At 56.1% G+C, this 17,435-nt stretch carries 16 protein-coding genes and 3 pseudogenes; 10 read left to right on the top strand and 9 right to left on the bottom strand.

All coding sequences use genetic code 11. From position 1 onward, the window contains the following. Positions 1 to 13: 13 nt before the first annotated feature. Entirely contained in the window at positions 14 to 1,426 is a 1,413-nt protein-coding gene (locus tag AC2FGE_RS10840; protein WP_496819233.1) for an amidohydrolase family protein, read from the bottom strand. Positions 1,427 to 1,552: 126 nt separating this feature from the next. Between AC2FGE_RS10840 and AC2FGE_RS10845 the strand changes: the two genes are divergently transcribed. Further along, positions 1,553 to 2,554 carry a helix-turn-helix transcriptional regulator gene (locus tag AC2FGE_RS10845; protein ID WP_496819234.1) on the top strand — a complete coding sequence of 334 codons (1,002 nt, stop codon included), beginning with the start codon at positions 1,553 to 1,555 and terminating at the stop codon, positions 2,552 to 2,554. A gap of 706 nt (positions 2,555 to 3,260) precedes the next feature. On the opposite strand, the gene AC2FGE_RS10850 is transcribed toward AC2FGE_RS10845, so the two are convergent. The 6 genes from AC2FGE_RS10850 to AC2FGE_RS10875 all read right to left on the bottom strand — a co-directional run bounded on the left by AC2FGE_RS10850 (position 3,261) and on the right by AC2FGE_RS10875 (position 8,005). Beyond that, positions 3,261 to 4,064: an energy transducer TonB gene (locus AC2FGE_RS10850; RefSeq protein ID WP_496819235.1), complete on the bottom strand. Its 804-nt coding sequence runs from the start codon at positions 4,062 to 4,064 to the stop codon at positions 3,261 to 3,263. 17 nt (positions 4,065 to 4,081) lie between these two features. Further along, complete coding sequence (locus tag AC2FGE_RS10855) at positions 4,082 to 4,474, bottom strand: ExbD/TolR family protein (protein ID WP_496819236.1); 393 nt, start codon at positions 4,472 to 4,474, stop codon at positions 4,082 to 4,084. Beyond that, positions 4,474 to 4,845, bottom strand: a complete 372-nt coding sequence (locus AC2FGE_RS10860; RefSeq protein WP_496819237.1) for a biopolymer transporter ExbD — start codon at positions 4,843 to 4,845, stop codon at positions 4,474 to 4,476. The genes AC2FGE_RS10855 and AC2FGE_RS10860 overlap by 1 nt, the downstream gene beginning before the upstream one ends. Continuing rightward, complete coding sequence (locus tag AC2FGE_RS10865; RefSeq protein ID WP_496819238.1) at positions 4,835 to 5,512, bottom strand: MotA/TolQ/ExbB proton channel family protein; 678 nt, start codon at positions 5,510 to 5,512, stop codon at positions 4,835 to 4,837. The genes AC2FGE_RS10860 and AC2FGE_RS10865 overlap by 11 nt, the downstream gene beginning before the upstream one ends. After that, the gene (locus AC2FGE_RS10870) at positions 5,505 to 5,903 is read right to left on the bottom strand and encodes a hypothetical protein (protein ID WP_496819239.1); all 399 of its coding nucleotides are present in this window, start codon (positions 5,901 to 5,903) and stop codon (positions 5,505 to 5,507) included. The genes AC2FGE_RS10865 and AC2FGE_RS10870 overlap by 8 nt, the downstream gene beginning before the upstream one ends. Positions 5,904 to 5,965: 62 nt before the next feature. Then, positions 5,966 to 8,005 (bottom strand): TonB-dependent receptor domain-containing protein, encoded by a 2,040-nt coding sequence (locus tag AC2FGE_RS10875; RefSeq protein WP_496819240.1) that lies wholly within the window; start codon positions 8,003 to 8,005, stop codon positions 5,966 to 5,968. A 237-nt stretch (positions 8,006 to 8,242) separates the two neighbouring features. Between AC2FGE_RS10875 and AC2FGE_RS10880 the strand changes: the two genes are divergently transcribed. From AC2FGE_RS10880 to AC2FGE_RS10895, 4 genes are all read left to right on the top strand, one after another. Beyond that, complete coding sequence (locus AC2FGE_RS10880) at positions 8,243 to 9,295, top strand: hemin-degrading factor (RefSeq protein ID WP_496819241.1); 1,053 nt, start codon at positions 8,243 to 8,245, stop codon at positions 9,293 to 9,295. A gap of 71 nt (positions 9,296 to 9,366) precedes the next feature. Next, complete coding sequence (locus AC2FGE_RS10885) at positions 9,367 to 10,146, top strand: heme/hemin ABC transporter substrate-binding protein (protein WP_496819242.1); 780 nt, start codon at positions 9,367 to 9,369, stop codon at positions 10,144 to 10,146. Further along, positions 10,143 to 11,216: a FecCD family ABC transporter permease gene (locus AC2FGE_RS10890; RefSeq protein WP_496819243.1), complete on the top strand. Its 1,074-nt coding sequence runs from the start codon at positions 10,143 to 10,145 to the stop codon at positions 11,214 to 11,216. The genes AC2FGE_RS10885 and AC2FGE_RS10890 overlap by 4 nt, the downstream gene beginning before the upstream one ends. A 2-nt stretch (positions 11,217 to 11,218) precedes the next feature. Continuing rightward, on the top strand, positions 11,219 to 11,992 hold the full coding sequence (locus AC2FGE_RS10895; protein ID WP_496819244.1) for a heme ABC transporter ATP-binding protein: 774 nt from the start codon (positions 11,219 to 11,221) through the stop codon (positions 11,990 to 11,992). A gap of 860 nt (positions 11,993 to 12,852) precedes the next feature. Here AC2FGE_RS10895 and AC2FGE_RS10900 read toward each other — a convergent pair. Next, positions 12,853 to 13,242: pseudogene (locus tag AC2FGE_RS10900) on the bottom strand (IS66 family transposase); the annotation flags it as partial. A gap of 33 nt (positions 13,243 to 13,275) precedes the next feature. Between AC2FGE_RS10900 and AC2FGE_RS10905 the strand changes: the two are divergent. The 3 genes and pseudogenes from AC2FGE_RS10905 to tnpC all read left to right on the top strand — a co-directional run. Further along, positions 13,276 to 13,470, top strand: a complete 195-nt coding sequence (locus tag AC2FGE_RS10905; protein WP_496819245.1) for a hypothetical protein — start codon at positions 13,276 to 13,278, stop codon at positions 13,468 to 13,470. After that, positions 13,467 to 13,794, top strand: a pseudogene (tnpB, locus tag AC2FGE_RS10910) (IS66 family insertion sequence element accessory protein TnpB). Before AC2FGE_RS10905 ends, tnpB begins: the two are co-directional and overlap by 4 nt. Positions 13,795 to 13,864: 70 nt before the next feature. Continuing rightward, positions 13,865 to 14,998 (top strand): annotated as a pseudogene (tnpC, locus tag AC2FGE_RS10915) (IS66 family transposase); the annotation flags it as partial. Here tnpC and AC2FGE_RS10920 read toward each other — a convergent pair. After that, positions 14,975 to 15,199 (bottom strand): transposase, encoded by a 225-nt coding sequence (locus AC2FGE_RS10920; RefSeq protein ID WP_496819246.1) that lies wholly within the window; start codon positions 15,197 to 15,199, stop codon positions 14,975 to 14,977. The pseudogene tnpC and the gene AC2FGE_RS10920 sit on opposite strands and share 24 nt — an antisense overlap. Before the next feature lie 636 nt (positions 15,200 to 15,835). Between AC2FGE_RS10920 and AC2FGE_RS10925 the strand changes: the two genes are divergently transcribed. Both AC2FGE_RS10925 and AC2FGE_RS10930 read left to right on the top strand, forming a co-directional pair. Further along, complete coding sequence (locus AC2FGE_RS10925) at positions 15,836 to 16,852, top strand: serine hydrolase domain-containing protein (protein ID WP_496819247.1); 1,017 nt, start codon at positions 15,836 to 15,838, stop codon at positions 16,850 to 16,852. Between the two features lie 248 nt (positions 16,853 to 17,100). Then, positions 17,101 to 17,435: transposase (locus AC2FGE_RS10930; protein WP_496819248.1), on the top strand; the 335-nt coding region annotated here is incomplete at its 3' end.

The following is a 17,435-nucleotide window of genomic DNA, read 5'->3' on the forward strand; positions in this document are numbered from 1 at the left end:
CTATTTAGACAGCTCAATCCAGTGTGTTTTTGTAGATAACGCCATCCTTCATGATCAGTCGAATCGTATCAGGGCTTTCAGGCCTCGGGTCGGCACCGAACCACTGATCACCCGTACCAACTACCGAGAAATCCTCGAGCGGGTTACCGTCGATCAGCAGGATATCCGCATAGGCGCCTTCTTCGATCACACCCAGTTTCCCAGCGGTATACGGGTTCATGAAGTCACCTGACAAAGCGACCACCTCGCCGCCTGTCGATGTCAGCGTGACCATGGATGTGTAGGGCCCGAAAAACTCGTTGTTCAGGTGCTTCTCGTAGGCAATCTGGATATTGCACGCCTCAACCGAACCAACGCAGTCGGTCTGGAACCCTCGCTTCACCGGGCACTCCTTCATATTGTCGATGTAGCCCGCAAATGTGGCCGAGGCAGATTTGGCTTTGGCAAGGCTCGAAGGGACGTTTGCCACCGCCGGAATATCAAGCAGCCCGGGATCGAAGGCCGTCAGGTTGGTGGTGATATACGCCCCTTTTTCGTTCATGACCTGGGCAATTTCGCAGTCAAACGAAAAGCCGTGTTCGATTGACATCACACCTGCATCAAGCGCACTGAGGATCGCTTCCTTGCGATAGGAATGCGCCATGACATAGCTGCCATACTCATTGGCCACTTGCACGGCGGCCCTGATTTCCTCGGGCGATCCGGCCAGTAGTTGCCATGGGTCAAAGGCCGAAACGACACCCCCGGATTGCATGAACTTCAACTGGGTCGCACCCATGCGGAAATTGTTGCGCGCGAACCTGTAGACGTCGTCCACACCGCTCACCTCCTGCGCCAAGTTCAAACGGCTCATGTTGGTCTCTGAACCTGGTGGAGCGGTGAAATTCGCGAAGTCAGCATGACCGCCGCGCGTTCCGATAAATGCACCGGACGGAAAGTAACGTGGACCGTCAATTTGGCCTGCGTCAATTGCGCGACGCAACCCGCCATTGGCTCCACCCGCATCCCTGACCGTGGTAAAGCCCTGCATCAAATACATCTCGGCCATCCGCGCACCGTGAATGGCAAAGTCTTCCCACGTTGTGTTGGCTTCCATCGCAGGCAAGGTTGGCCCCATCAGCATCAGGTGCGCGTGCAGTTCGATAAACCCGGGGGTCAGTGTCCGCCCCTGTCCGTCAATAACTGTGGCATTGGGGGCATCGATCGCATCGGTTGATACGGCCTTAATCAGGTTGCCCTCGACCAATACACTGGCATTCTCGATACGCTGTTCATTCACGCCATCGAAGATATGCACGTTGGTAAACAGCGTTTGGGGTTCTTCCTGATCCTGAGCTTGCGCAGACGATGCAAGAAAGAGACCTGCAGCGACAATTGCCGCCGAGCAAAGAGACATTCGCAGACTCGCCATAAGTACTCCCTTCATATTCATGTTTTGCCAACTGTAGCCCGGAAAGTTTTGCTTCGGTTGCCAGTTTCGTATTAGGATGTTCGAATGTGACTGAAAAAATGGCCACTGATCACAGCATTTGATCTTGAAAGGCTGACGAGATTGCCGTTCAACTCCACCTCTCAAGAGCATAGCGAAGGCTTCATTCGCCTCGCGCTTGCAGCTCCGTTTCTGCAGTATCTCACCGACCGCGAGATCGATCCGCAACCAGCCTTGGATCAGGTCGGCTTGAAGTCCGAACTGTTGTCTGACCCTTCCGTCTATGTCCACTCAGAGCTGGTCTACGGTCTGCTAAATGCCTTCTCGGACTTGTCAGGGGACCGATACCTTGGCATGAATGTAGGAGAGACTTTTGACCTGCAGGAATGGCCTCCATTTGCTCAGGCCTTGCAATCAACAAATTCGCTGTTTGAGTTTTTTACCCGCTTTGTTGGGCTTGTCCCGCAGGAGTCCAATTCCGTGCGGCACAGCCTAGTCATTGAAACAGACAAAGCGACCTATCGTATCGAGAGACAACAGGAACCCGCTGTCCCACCCATTCAAGTGACCGGTTTTGGTGCCGCAATCTATGTACGCCTTTTGCAGACCGTCGTCGGAGATGCCTGGGAGGCTTCTCGTGTGCGTTGGGAAAGCAGATATATTACTGGTCTGCCTATCGACTACAAAGGGATCGAGGTCGGCCTTGGGACCGACCCAGGAATGCAAATTAGTTTTCCGGTGGAATGGTTGTTTCTGCATCATGCCTCTGAGGGTTCTGCCAAACCCGTTGCCTCGGCTCGACAGACAGAAGAAGTCACCGTGGTGGCCGCTTTGCGATCCGTTTTATGCGACAAGCTGGATGAAACCGAACTGGGGCCAGAGGTGGTGGCCGGATTTCTGGGGATACAGCCGGAACGGTTTCTGAAAGCGCTTCAACAACAAGGCACGACGTTGCCACGCGAGATCAAACGGCTACGTATCGATGTCGCCAAAGAGCAACTCAGAGATGAGAAGATGACAATTGCGGAGATTGGTCTGATGCTCGGCTACTCCGACAAGTCCCATTTCACTCGCTTTTTCCGAGGTCAAACCGGAATGACACCGACCAAGTTCCGAAGCAAGTAAATGTGGTCGAGCCAAATGAATGCTTCGAAGATGAGGTCCTCGTCGGATCAGTTCGGAGCAGTTGTAAGGCGACTTTGAACAGATTAGCCGACGACCTGCATGGTTGGTTGCCACTTCCGATACAACCTTTGCAACTGGACGTTTCGTTGTGTGGTTGAGTTTTACAATGCTTGGTAGCGATCGTCCGCATTGGCCTGACTACGGTCCTTTGGAGTAAAAATGCGGATAGCCGCAATGTCCGCGAGGCAGCCTTTCGTACTTGTTCCATTGAACGGCCATCACTCAACCAGAGATCGCTTCACATAAAACCGCTTCAGCGATGTTCGCGGTTTGCAATGATCTGGTTAATCATCCATTGGTTGCAGCAGCGTGCCATTCGAGACCTCGTTCGGCGACGACCGTAGTGCGGACAAACATGCCGCTAACACTTTTCGGGCGAACGGTCGCTTTGTGCGCTCTGCGACCGAGGTAACAACACCCTGGGCGGAACGTGGTATATCTCTGCAAATGAAAAGATTCACGTAGAGGGGATGAAAGCTGAGCTTCATAGCCAAAATTCTTCCATTGGAAGCATTAGTACAATGGTAGTGCGGCCCAGTTGATGCACGCCGTTGGGCGCTCTGAGTCTACCGCCCGAACCTGCGCTACTCTGATCCGGTGCTGGCCACGTCGTTTTCGAAAGTACTTTGGCCTCGCGAGTTCACATCTACTTGCTCACAATTTCTATAGTGTACTCGCGACGAGCCCTTGCAGGCGGAGACGGAAAGGGAGCAGCTGCGCGCACTTGTGACAATGCGATCTGATCCAAACGTTTTAAACCTGAACTGCGGGTGATGTTAGCTGACAGCAACTCCCCACTGTCAGCGATGCGAAACGTCACCAGAACGGTGCCGCGGATGTTCACACTTTTGCGTCGCGCGCGAAGGATCTTGCGTTTGACTTTCCCCGCGTAATTGCTTGCATCGGCATTGCCCGTGGCCGAGGCCGTGCGGGTTGTCTTTTCTGCAGCGACTTCTCCACTGGCGGCTTCGCCCGTTATAGTGCCTTTCTTCCGAGTGCGCTCGGCATTTCCTGCCTTCGCAGCGGGCCGGGAAACGCCCTTTTCCTCAAATTCTGGGTTTTGGATGGGTGCCGTTGCGGGTTTGCGTGCTGGTTCTGTCTCGGGTTGCTTGGCTTGGGTCACATCGGGCTGGCTGGGCTTCTGAGAAGCCGTTGCCGTCAACACTTGTTTTGAGGTAGGCGCGACCTGTTTCGTCAGGGATTTTGCTGCCTTCGTTGTTTGCACCTCGGGGTCTGCTCGTTCAGTTGCTTGATCAGGCTCTACAGTCGCTTTCCGGGCCTTGATCGGTGCGGATGCAATGGTTCCGGCAGAGAAATCATTAAAGGACGTTCCAAGCGCCGAAGCTTCGAACGAACCACTACCGTCGATCTGTACAGTCGCTTGAGGGCCAAAATCATGCAGTGCCAGACCGTGCGTAGCTGCCGCCAACAGGAGTGCAGTTGCGGCCATGGCGCGGGATTTGGGGATCATTGCAGAGCCCTTTGAGTCACCACAAAGACTTTCTTTGTGCCAAGACCCCGAAGGGCATCACTGACCGCTTTCAACCGCACCGCTGGAAGCACGCGGTCGGGAACCAAGCGCACGGTATCCAGCGGCAAGTCAATCGAGGCGCGTTCAACATAGGCTTCGACATCCGTAAGCTCGGCCCCGCGATACTCGAGCACACCATCGGCACGGATGACCAGCGCATCTGGCGGCTCGCGCCCTTCAAGGTCCCGTGTTTCGACCAATTGAACCGAATTGCCAAGCGGTGGGGCAAGGGTACCCGCAATCATAAAGAAAACGAGCATCAGAAAGACCACATTGATCAGGGCGATTGTGGGCTCTCGTGTTTGCCTCGCTTTTGGTTTCAGTTGCATTATCCGATCACCTGCGTCCGCAACTGCGCCACGCCGTTCAAAGTCGTCAGCAGGTCAATTAATTGTTGCGAGGTCGCGTTCTGGCCGAGACTGATCAGTGCCATCTGTTTGCTGGTCCCGTCGAACAGCGCAGCTACGGCGTCCAGAGACACTTCGGTCCCGTCGACCAGAAGACGATCCTGTTCTAGCTTCACAAAGCGGATCGGGATGTCTTGGTCAGACTCTCCTCCCGAAGCAGTGGAGAACTCGATCTCGCCGAATTTCGAGAAGGTTGAGGTGAGCATGAAAAACAGCAACAGCAAAAAGACGACATCGATCAACGACGTCATTGATAGGCGTTTGCGCCGTTTGATGCGGGTCTCAAGTGCCATGGGCGAGGGGGGCATTGGGCATGTCGGCTAGGGGGTTTTCCGTGCCGTGTCCTGGGGCGAAGACAGTACGCAAGGCGCGGTTGGCGAAGATGCGTTCGCGCGTCATGCGGGCCTCGAACCAAGTCAGGATTAGCGAAGTCGGCATGGCGACGGCCAACCCCGCAGCCGTTGTCAGCAGAGCAACCCAGATTCCGCCCGCAAGCAGCGCCGGGTCTACCGAGTTGCCCGCGCCCTGTAGGGTTTGGAAGGCTTCGATCATACCAAGAACAGTGCCGAACAATCCCAATAGCGGTGCAAGCTGAGCAACCGTGTCCAGCACGTTGAGGCCCTGTTCAAGCCCGGCAAAACGCGCTTCGGCCTCGGCATCGACGCGCTCAGACAGCGCGCTGCTATTTTCACTTAACGACATCGCAATCACCGGGGCCAGGTAGCTTCGGCTTCTATTCAGATGCGCCATCGCAGCGGCCCGTTCCTGACGGTCCCAGGCTTCAATTGCCAAGGACAGATCGAGGTGACGACCCACCCCGGCAGAATTGTATTGCCACAGTTTGTAGAAGATCAGCGACAAGGTTGCGACCGAAGCTGCGATCAGGATCGCAACAACCGGCCCGCCGAGCGCGAGGATATCCGTCAGTCTCTGAATGATCGCATCCATTAGTTTATCCAATCATCTCGGTTTCTAGGCGGCTTTTGAGGTTCAGGTTTGACATGCAAGCATTCTCGGGGTCCCCTTGATGCGCACATTCTTGTGCGCCGTTGATCAGGATGCGGGTGATCTGGTTGCAGGTCATTCCATCGAATTGAAATTGACGAACCCGAGGTCGTCCTGCGGGCAGATCCTCGAAATCCAGAAGCGTGAGCAGCGCAACCTCACCTTCCGCGCCAAACAAGACGGTTTCGTAGACGGCACCCTCGATATCAGCGTTATAGGTGTTCTCGACCAGAAAGCTGAGCAGGCAGCTTTGGTCTCGTTCTTCCGCAGAACTGAGCTCAATCGATACGCCACCGGATTCTTCAGCACAGGCAAGCCCCGCCCCCAGGATTGGGAGCAGGGCCAACTGGACCAACCGAGCATTTCTTTTCGACGCTATTCGCATAATTGTTCCTTTCTTGTCCTGCATCAGAAGGTTTTGGCCACGGTCAGCTTGAAGTTCCGGCCCGGTGCATTGCGCGTGGACAGGTTCGGCAGATAACTTTTGTCGAAGATGTTCTCGATACCGGCACGAACTTCGAACCCTTCAAGCGCACCTTCTTGCGGGAAATAGGAAGCACGCAATGTGTTCACGCCATACCCGGCAACCGGAACGCCCGAGGAATCAAAGCCAGATCTGGCTCCGAACAGTTCCCAGCTCACGTCCAACGTCTCACCAAACCGCTTGCCGAACGTGATCCGCGCCGAATCCGCCGGTTCGTTGCGCCAGCGAGACTCCTCGCTGTTTTCGTTTGTTTCGGTGCCGCTTACGACGTTGGCGTTAAAGTCGATGTAGAACCCGCCTGCGTTCGCGTAGGATGCCTCGATTTCGACGCCGCGCGTTTCGATCTCATCCAAAAGAACAGAGGCTCCGGTAATCGGGTTCGACTGACTGTACGACGTCACATCCCGCAAGTTGGTGTCGTAGAAATTCACCTTGGCGCGCACGATGTCGCCCTCGGCAAAGATATCTCCGCGATTGAACGAAAACCCTGCTTCCCAGGTACGGGATTTCTCGGGCTGGGTCATAAACGCCGGGGTGCCGAGGTCGTCGATGATTGGCAGGCTTTCGGTGTAGGCGCCGCCCCCAAAGATTGCGAAACCGTTTGCGAATTCGTACCGCGCCGACAGCCCCCCCATCAAAGCGTCGTTATCGTAGCTCTCATTGAAAGGCGCTGTATCGCCATCCCCTTCGATATCTTGCGTTTCGTAGCGCAGCGCCGGGGTGATTGTCAGTTGATCGCCAATCTGAATGTCATCAACAGCAAACAATGCGACACGCCGATCTGTGCCACCCGGTGCCGAAGGGGCATCCAGACGTTCGCGATCAATGAACTCGATCCCGGCCCGCAGATCGTGGGACGCAATGCCGGTTTGGAAATACGAGGTGTTCTTTATTGTCAGCTTAGTGGTTTCGTAGTTATGCGTTGCGTCCGCCAGCGCCTGAATGCTTGGGAAGAACGGTGTACCCTCAAGGCTGGAAGAGCCAGAGACATAGCTGCTGTCGATGGACTGTTCGGAATAGCTGAGGTTCACGTCCAGATCGATCAGATCATTGTCCGCTGGCCGGTATTGATAGCGCAAGATGCCAATCCGGGTTTCAATGTCCCGATCTACATTGCCAAAGGCATCCGCAGTTGTACCAAAAGAGTCATAGGGCACGTCCCGCTCTTCCGAAGTCGATTGGTTCCAGGACGCAGTGATCGAATGCTCAAGGCTGTCACCGAAGCTGTATTTCCCCTTTGCCAATAGCGAAGGCAGAGTAAAGGCGCTATTGCCGATTGTTTCACCATCCCCGTCTTCCTGATCGTCCTGATCGCGATAGCTGTAGTTGAACAGAAACTCCGTTTGCTCATTCGGCTGCCACGCCAGGATCGACGACGAAGCGAAACCGTTGCCATTCGAATAGCCTTCCAGCGTCTGACGGAACCGGAAGCCGGGCTCACCACCGGTGAAGTCCGATGCGTCTTTGGTTTCCAACTGAACCACGCCGCCAACAACGCCCGAGCCGAATTCGAACGACCCGACGGTGCCACGGATCACCGACACGCTTTTGTAAAGCTGAGGGTCGGTGAAGAGTTGGTTGCCGATCCTATACAGCTCTTCCGAGCCGGTTGTTGCCCCGTCGATCAGAATCAGAACCTTCTGGTCGGTGCCGAAGGTACTGTTGGCGCCGAAGCCCCGGATGTTGATGCCAGACCCCTGCGGTGTCGAGCCATTCACCAGAGTCACACCAGGCACAGTGTCGATCAGTTCCGCAACCGTGTTGGCCTGACGGTCATTGATCTCTTCCTGATCAATGTTGGTAATCGGTACTGCGGTGTCGGTCTGTATTTCCCGTTTGCTTTCGCCCAGCTCAAGAGTGCCCAGGAACCCATCATCCTGTTCCTGCGCCCAAGCGGTCGCTGCGATCAAACTGAGGCAAGAGGCGGTGCCAAGCAGGCCCACCTTTCGAATTGAAGCACGCATATCTGTCCCTTCGAGTGGTTTGAGGACCGGAGGTGCTTGCAGTTCGCTGGCTAAGGTCAGTCTTTTTGGTGTTTTTTGGAATCGCCTTTCAGCGATGACTTGTGCTCGTTAATAAAGATTACTAAAATAGTCAACATATTTCCGTGACTGAAATTGCAGTCACTGCCAGCGGGCCAATGACGCGATCATGGGCCGGGCCAGCGCCTCACAGAACCACTCGAAGATGGGAAATCCACTATGGAACAGGTGCTTATGGCCCCTCAGGATATTCGTGCTGCCTATGCAGAGAAGGCGGGCAAACGTGATCGCGATCTGGCGGAATCACTTGGTTTGTCCGAAGGCCAGCTTATCGCAGCCTTTGCAGGACAAGGCGCAACCCGGCTGACATCCGACTTGGATGCGCTGTTTGGTCAGTTGAACGGGTTGGGAGAGGTTATGGCGCTGACTCGCAACCCGTCCTGCGTGATCGAGAAAGTCGGGCAATACAACAACTACCACCCTGGCGCTCATGCCGCGATGGTCCTGACCCAAGAGATTGACCTGCGCATGTTCCCCAGTCACTGGGTTCATGCCTTCGCGGTCGAGCGTGAAACGGATTCCGGAACACGCCGCTCGATTCAAGTATTTGATGCGGCCGGAGATGCGGTTCACAAGATTTTTCTGCGGGACGGCTCGGATCTGGATCACTGGACACATCTGGGCCAGACGCTGGCCGCGGACGATCAATCCCAGACGATGACTGTCGAGCAGCGCAAACCAACCGAGGCACCTAAGGCCAATCCGGACAAGGCTGAAGCTCTGCGCAATGAGTGGGCCAAGATGACGGATACGCATCAATTCCTGCGCTTGACATCTAAGCTCAAGATGAACCGGTTGGGGGCGTATCGTATTGCCGGTGCGCCTCTGGTTCGGGCGCTTGACCCAGACACAATTCCGCGAATGTTCGAACAGGTGCGCGACCAAAGGCTTGAGGTCATGGTCTTTGTCGGCAATCGCGGTTGCATTGAAATCCATGGTGGCCCAGTCAAAACCCTGAAACAGATGGGACCTTGGTTCAACGTGCTGGACCCGGATTTCAACCTGCATCTGCGCACCGATCATATTGCCGAGGTCTGGGCCGTCACCAAACCCACGCAACGAGGACCCGCTGTTTCAGTTGAAGCGTTTGACGCTGAAGGCGGATTGATTTTCCAGATATTCGGTCGACGCGCCGGCGATACTGACCACCGCCCCGCCTGGGATGCGCTGGTCGCCGGGTTATCCGATGCGGCCGATAAAGGGGTGTTGTAATGCGACGGCTGCTACCTCTCTGCGCAGCTGCCTTGCTTTCCGCTACTACCTTAGATGCTGAGGAAAGGCGCGTGATCGCCATCGGTAGTTCAATTACCGAGATTATATATGCTCTCGGGCAGGAAGACCAGCTTGTAGGCCGTGATCGCGCCTCAACCTACCCGGCAGATGCGATGGATTTGCCCGATGTCGGCTATCGGCGCGCCCTATCACCCGAAGGCGTGCTGTCGGTCGCACCCGATCTCATCTTGGCACTGGAAGGCTCAGGCCCGCCAGATGCCATTTCGGTGCTACAAGAAGCCGGTGTGGAATATGTCACTATCGATGATGAGTTTTCCCGCGACGGAATTATAGAAAAGATTCGCGCGGTCGGCGCAGCTTTAGGCGTTGAAGCCGAAGCCGAAGAGTTGGCTACAAACGCTGCGCAACAATTGGAGCAAGCGCAGGAAAGTGCCTCGGCGGCAGCGGGTGCAGACCCATTGCGCGTTTTGTTCATTCTTTCGGCACTGGATGGTGAGATCACCGTCGGTGGGAAAGATACTCAGGCAGATAGCATTATCAGATTGGCGGGCGGCGAAAACGCTGCGGCAGGCGTTAGTGGCTTCAAGACCATGACGCCCGAAGCGTTGGCTGTCACAGCGCCTGACGTGATCTTGATGATGGAAAGGCAGGGCAATCATGCAACCCCGGACGAAGACTTGTTCGCGCTGCCCGCAATCCAACTGACCCCGGCCGGGCAAAACAAAGCCCTTATCCGCATGCAGGGCGCTTATCTTCTGGGCTTTGGCCCGCGTACTGCAGCGGCAATTTCAGACCTATCGGCGGCGTTGCAATACGCGAGTGGATCATGACGCTGGCCTTGGACCACGGCGCTCCGATGCGCGCCGACGCGCGGAGGATTAGGGCCCGGCGTGTGACGCTGTTTCTAACTGTCGTTCTGACCGTAACCAGTGTGGTCAGCGTCTCGGTCGGGGCGTCCGAAGCCACGCTGACGATAGCAGTCTTGGATTTGCTTCATGGGCGCGAATTGTCAGACCTGAACCGGATCATTCTGTGGGACATTCGCTTGCCCCGTCTTGCGATGGGCATACTTGTTGGCGCGGCGCTGGCAGTCTCGGGCGTCGTGATGCAAGGGCTGTTCCGCAATCCGCTGGCCGATCCTAGCATCGTCGGTGTCAGCGCGGGCGCAGGGTTGGGCGCGATTACAGCCATCGTCTTTGGTGGCCTGCTGCCTGGCGCAGTCCTCGCGTGGGTAGGCGATGGGCTGATTGCCGTCGCGGCCTTTTTGGGGGGATGGGCGTCAGTCCTGATCCTCTATCGTGTTTCCACGCGCCAAGGGCAGACATCGGTCGCCACCATGCTGCTTGCAGGCATTGCGTTGGCGGCTTTGGCCGGAGCGGTATCCGGCGTGATGATCTACGTGGCTGACGATCAGCAACTCAGAGACCTCACTTTCTGGGGTATGGGCTCGCTGGCTGGTGCAACACGGGTAAAGGTTGCAACGGCTGCCCCGATTATTCTGGCTGCACTTATATGCACACAGTTTCTCGCCCGTGCCCTGAACGGCTTAGCGATGGGTGAGGCCATTGCCCATCACATGGGTATTTCAGTCCAGCGAAGCAAAAACGTCGCGATCCTGGCGGTTGCTGGGGCAACTGGTGCCGCCGTTGCCGCGTCGGGTGGCATAGGCTTTATCGGAATCGTGGTGCCGCATCTGCTGCGTCTCAGCACTGGACCAGACCACCATCGCTTGCTGGTGAATTCAGCTCTGCTGGGGGCCACGCTGCTGTTATGCGCAGATATGATCAGCCGCGTGATCGTCGCTCCAGCGGAGCTACCAATTGGGATCGTGACCGCAATCCTTGGCGTGCCGGTGTTTTTCTGGATCCTGCTTCGACGCCACGGCTCAATGGGAATGTAAGTATGAAAGCTGAAAACATACGCTTCCGCATCGGAAGCAAAGAAATCCTGAAAGGCGTGGATTTTAAAGCAGAGCCCGGGCAAGTCACGGTCATCATCGGCCCGAATGGATCCGGCAAATCGACTTTGCTGAAGGCACTGTCGGGAGAAATCCAAAGCTCCGGCAGGATCTCATTAAACGGCCACGACATCACGGCACTAAAGCCTTGGGAATTGGCTGCCATACGAGGCGTTCTTCCGCAGTCAACGACCGTGGCTTTCCCCTTCACTGTGCATGAAGTCGTCAGGCTTGGGCTGGCAAATGGCTTGGCCGCCGAGGACGACACGTTGCCGTCTCGGGCATTGATGCAAGTTGACCTCGGCGGCTTTGAGACGCGGTCCTACCAGAACCTATCTGGCGGTGAGCAGCAACGCGTTCAGCTAGCGCGTGTCCTGACACAGGTATGGGACACCAGGGATCAGGATCAGCCCCGCTGGTTGTTGCTGGATGAACCCGTTGCAAGCCTGGACATCGCACATCAGTTCATCGTTCTGCGCATCGCGCGGGACTTCGCGGTCAAAGGCGGAGGTGTCGTCGTAGTTATGCACGATCTGAACCTGACAGCTTTGTTCGCCGACAGTGTTTGCATTCTGAGCGAAGGGAAAGTCTGGTCATCAGGTACTGTGTCGGATGTTCTCAACAATGAGACGATGCAGCAAGTTTACGGTATCGACTTGCCGATAAACACGGTACCTGCAGGCGGGATGCCATTTTTTCTGCCGCAGGCAATGATCTGAATTGGATGGTCCGTCCGTTTTTCCTACCGAGAACAATAACGTGAGCAAGATACCAATGGGTCCGGTGAGTAGGGTGACAGCTCATTGCTGCCATTCGCAATTGGTGAAGCACCTGACAATCTGGGATCATTCCGAGCCTTCTCCGCACTTGAGACCAATGGCGGCTATTGGGCTGCTCTGATGTGATGGAAAACCTTTGAGTCGTAAAAGGCAAAACTAGTGTGCCAAGGAGAATCTTGTTGACCCAAAATCAATGGCTTAGTGGCGAGGCAATGGCAAAACTATGTGTCGCCCCACACTCTTTGTCAGGCGACACATAGTTCTGCCACCAGCGACAGAACCTTTCCATTTTCGCCTCACGTCCTTCATCTAGCACCTAGACCGATTTCAATGATCCTGACTTCCCTTTTGGGAAATCAGGGCTGATTTGCAGATCAGACGCGGAAGGCGCTTGTTCCTGCTGATCTGCCACGTGGCGAACGCGGATGGGGGCGAGGCAATGCTATTCGACAATAGTGGTGCGGCCCGCAGGCTCAGCCGAGGACACGGTGTTGTCTAATAGGGTTGCCCGAGGGGGAAGGCAGCGTCTTACCCCTGACGGCCAGAGGCGTTTGGCTTGTCCAAATCCTGCTGGCCCCAAAACAAGTGCGGCGGAGTTGGCTGCGCCGTTACTTTTGTGCCAGAACACTTTGCTTTTCTAAAGAATGGGCGGAAAATGGACCTTCGCTGCGTTTGCCAAACGGCATGCTTCTCGGCGCGGAAGCGGACATTGATGACGAGGCGAAGTATCGAAGTCATTCAGTTTAGGTTTTAGTGTGCCCGTCCGTTGAACCCGGCCTGTTGGGTTTGCGCTTAGGCTGTTACGCTGCTTGGGCAGCGTAACGCCAGGGGAGGAGCTCGTCGAGGCGTGTGATCTTATGATCGGCGATTTGAGCGAGAACCCAAGTGAGCCAGGCTTGCGGATCGACGTTGTTGAGCTTTGCGGTCTCGATCAGGGTGAAGGCGATTGCCATGGCTTTGCCGCCACCCTCGGAGCCTGCGAACATCCAGTTTTTCCGACCGATGGCCACGGGTTTGACGGCCCGCTCGGCTGTGTTGTTATCCAACTCCAGGTGGCCATTCGTAAGATATGCCCGCGCCTTTGGCATCCGACCAAGGGCGTAGCGGATGGCCTGGGCCAGTGGCGATTTGCCGGAGATTTTGGGCAGCTGCGCGTGCAGCCAGTCTTCCAGTTCATTGAAGATCGGCTTGCGCCAGAGGCTGATGCGTCCGCTCAAGAAGCGATGTTTTTGCCGATTGAGATCGAGGCTGGTGTTACCCGCGAACCTCGGCCCATCGACGTGCCAATGCCGTCTCCATCTGCCTCTCTGTCGGCCAGCCGAGTGGACATCACTTTGTCGGACGGACGGCGCATCTTGGTTGAGGGCCCGACCGCGCTTTCAGCCGTGGTCAGCCTGGTGCAAGGTCTGGCGGTTTGATCCCGGTTCCCAGCAACACGCGGGTCTGGCTTGCGGCGGGGTTTTAACACGTTGGCCGCGCAGACCGAGAAGGTTCTGGAACTTGACCCTTACTCCGGCCACCTGTTCGTTTTCCGTGGACGACGTGGCGATCTGTTGAAGATTATCTGGTGGGATGCGCAGGGCGCGTGCCTGTTCAGCAAGCGGTTGGAGAAGGGTCGGTTTGTTTGGCCCGCTGCGAAGGACGGCAAGATCAGCGTCACGCCAGCACAGTTGTCGATGCTGCTGGAAGGGATCGACTGGCGGATACCGCAGAAGACCTGGCGCCCGCTGAAGGTTGGATAGACCAATAAATACGAGGCTTTGAGCACTTTCGGGATTCACGTTTTGTCCCCGATCCGGTATGGGATCAGCGATGCTGAAGGACCTCGATATCACACCAGATGACCCAGAAGAACTGCGGGCTGTGAACCGTCTATTGGCGGATGAGGTCAAGTCGCAGGCCCTGATGATCGAGAAGCTGAAGCACCAACTGGCGGGCCAGAACCGTCATCGGTTTGGTGTGCGTTCCGAGAGCCTGGATCAGCTCAATTTGACCTTCGAAGAAGATGAGGCGATTGCCGAGGCCGCATCTGAACAGACGCAACCTGAGACGTCGTCCGCTGAAGACAAGCCTCCGCGCCAGCACAGCCGCAAGCCGTTGCCGGACCATCTGGACCGGCATGAAGAAGTGCTTTCGCCTGGCGAGGACTGCACCCGCTGCGGCGGCAAGCTGAAGACGCTTGGCGAGGATATCACCGAAGAACTTGAGTATGTGCTGGGCCGCTTTGTGGTGAACCGCATTGTCCGCCCGCGCAAAGCCTGCGCCTGCTGTGAGGCGATTGTTCAATCCCCTTTGCCGTCGCGCCCCATTGAGCGTGGACGGCCGGGTCCGGGCCTATTGGCGCATGTCCTGGTCAGCAAATACGCCGATCATCTTCCTTTGTATCGCCAGAGCCAGATCTATGCCCGCGAAGGGATCGATCTGGATCGCTCGACCATGGCCGACCGGGTTGGCCGGTCAACGGCGCTGTTGGAACCACTGGCCGATGAGATGGGGCGGATCGTCCGGCGCGGCGGCGCGCTCTTTGCGGATGATACGCCCGTCAAGATGCAGGCGCCGGGGCAAAAGAAGACCAAAACAGCGCGGGTCTGGACTTATGTGCGTGACGAGAGGCCGTGGGCAGGACAATCACCGCCATGTGCCTGGTATCAGTTCACGATTGATCGCAAAGGCGAACATCCCGTCAGTCACCTCGCAGGCTACAAGGGGTGGGTCCATGCCGATGGATACTCCGGCTCCAACGGATTGTTCGGGCATTACAAGGCAGATGAGATGGCCTGCATGGCGCATGTCCGCCGCAAGTTCGTGGATGTCTTCGCCTCCCAGGGCAACGCCATTGCCGAGGAAGCGATCCGGCGGATCGCGGAACTCTATGCCGTGGAGAAGGACGCACGGGGTAAATCCCCCGACGCACGTGTCGCGCTACGGCAGGCGCGCGCAAAACCGCGGATCCTTTAGCCATTTGAAAATAAGGTTCGCATTGACCGCATAGCGACGCGCCACCTGCGCAACCGACATCCCCGGCGTAACCGCCTGCGCACAAATCTCGCGCTTCTCCTCATCCGCCCAAAACCGCTTCTTCCGCCTGCTCATACCCGTTCCCAAGCACGGTACGGGGACGTTTGCGTTTGTAATGGGCCATGTCATTGGCCTTTCATGCAGTTTCTGAACTACATGGCACCCTCCATCGGTTGGCTCGTTGGTTTTGGGCTGGGCTCGGATAGACGGCCGAAAACGCAGCCGGTCTGAATATCGGACTGGGCGAACAAGATCAATGGGGCGGGAAAAAGCCGCTCAATGTGGTGTTAGGTGATTGGGCCGGTAGGCTGTGGACGGACGGACCACTCAACCAGAGATCGCTTCACATAACACCCGTACTGCGATGTTCGACTTTTGTTACAGTGTCGCCAAACATCCGTGGGTTGCGAAATCCCGGACGCTGTGACGGACCTTCAGCGCCCGGATTGACGTTAAATTTCTAACCGTCATCCCCACTGTCGGCGAGTGACCTGTTCAAAGCCTCGAACAGGAGACGCTTCTCGCGGAACCTCGGCCATCACCTGTTTTGTGCAACAATGCCAGGTTTGCTGTTTTGCTAAGAAGCATTGAATTAGGATTCATGCCGAGGGTCATTGATCAAGACACGTCAAACTTATGTCCTCCGGGGTCTGGTATTACGGCCCTATAGGGTCGGGCGAACGGGCCGCTTTTCGAAGCTACGGTTGCTGTAGGATCCTTCAGCTGTTTCGGATTCGGAAAAATACCATATTTGTGAGGACTCAAATGGACCGCAGGTTCTTTACACTTGCCGGATTCGCTTCGCTTTCAGCGATGGCTGCACCAGCGCCTTTCGCTAAAGAAAGTGATCAGACGGGTTGGCAGATCGCTGATCAGACAGGCAATCAGCTACGGCAGGCTCATGGCGGGATGGCGGCACCTGGCACCCCCGTCAATGACCGAACACTATTTCAAGTGGCTTCATGCTCGAAGACAGTGACCGCTTTGGCGGTCTTTACGCTGGTTCGGGATGGGCATGTCGAACTCGACGCTCCAATAAACGGATACCTTAAACGGTGGCAACTCACGGGTCCGCGAAGCGGCAGAACAACAATTTCGGATCTGTTGTCGCATACCGCCGGGACGAACATTCATGGTTTCATGGGGTATGGGGTTGATGATGAAATCCCAGGTCTCATCGATATTCTGAACGGACAACACCCAGCTATTTCTCCTCCTGTTCACACGGAGCGTCGGTTTTTCAAACGCTACGACTACAGCGGCGGCGGGACAACAATTTTACAGTGCCTAATCGAGGATGTAACGGATGTAAGCTTTTCCGACTATGCGTCGTCCAACGTCCTGAACCCGATCGGTGCAACTAGGGCAACATTCGATCTTGAACCGCGCAGGCCTCATGCGAATGGGTTTCTAGAGGACGGACAGCCGATACCGGGTGGTTTCGTCCGCCATCCCGAAAGTGCTGCCGCTGGTCTGTGGGCCAGCGCAACAGGTTTGATCAAGATCATGCGTTCGATTATTGTTTCGCTAAATGGAGACAGCGCTGCCTTATTGCCTTCCAGCTTAGCCAGACAAATGATCACGCCGGTGGCACCCGGTGTTGCACACGGCCTTTTTGTAGAACCGGGGAAAACGATCGGACACGATGGTCGAAACGAAGGGTTTGAATCGGCGATGGTTGCCGATTTGGTGTCAGGAAGGGTTCGCGCCGGAGTGACGAACCGCAACGGCCAGATGCAGCGCATTTTAGACGCTGATCACGCAATACACGGGCGTGACTGAGCAATCATGCAGGGCTCTGACCTGGCGCATGCCTCCTTGATTTGAGCGCCGGGTTTGCCGACTCCCTGTGATTGATGTGGAAAGGTGTTCTGATGCCCGGTAGCGCTTCCATGCCCCGAGACACTCCCTGTGACAGAACGCCGATTAGCATCAAACTAGACGGAAATTTGAGCGCCTGGTCCTAGGGTCAGGATGCATTGATTTCCAACGCGCAGCATGATTCACGGCTCGGAAAACGGAGCGGTGATATGAGCGACCTTTTCTGGCTGACCGATGAGCAGATGGCCAAGCTTTCCCCTTTCTTCCCGCGGTCGCATGGCAAGCCACGGGTCGATGACAAGAGAGTGCTGAGCGGTATTATCTTCATCAATCGCAATGGGTTGCGTTGGCGTGACGCTCCCAAGGAATATGGGCCGCACAAGACGCTTTACAGCCGGTGGAAGCGTTGGAGCGAAAAAGGTATCTTCGCTCGGATGATGGTCGGCTTGGCTGCCGAACACGGCGAGGAAAAGACCGTGATGATCGACGCGACCTACCTCAAAGCGCACCGCACGGCCTCCAGCCTGCGGTTAAAAAAGGGGGG

This window comes from Ruegeria sp. YTSA075, from assembly GCF_059610245.1.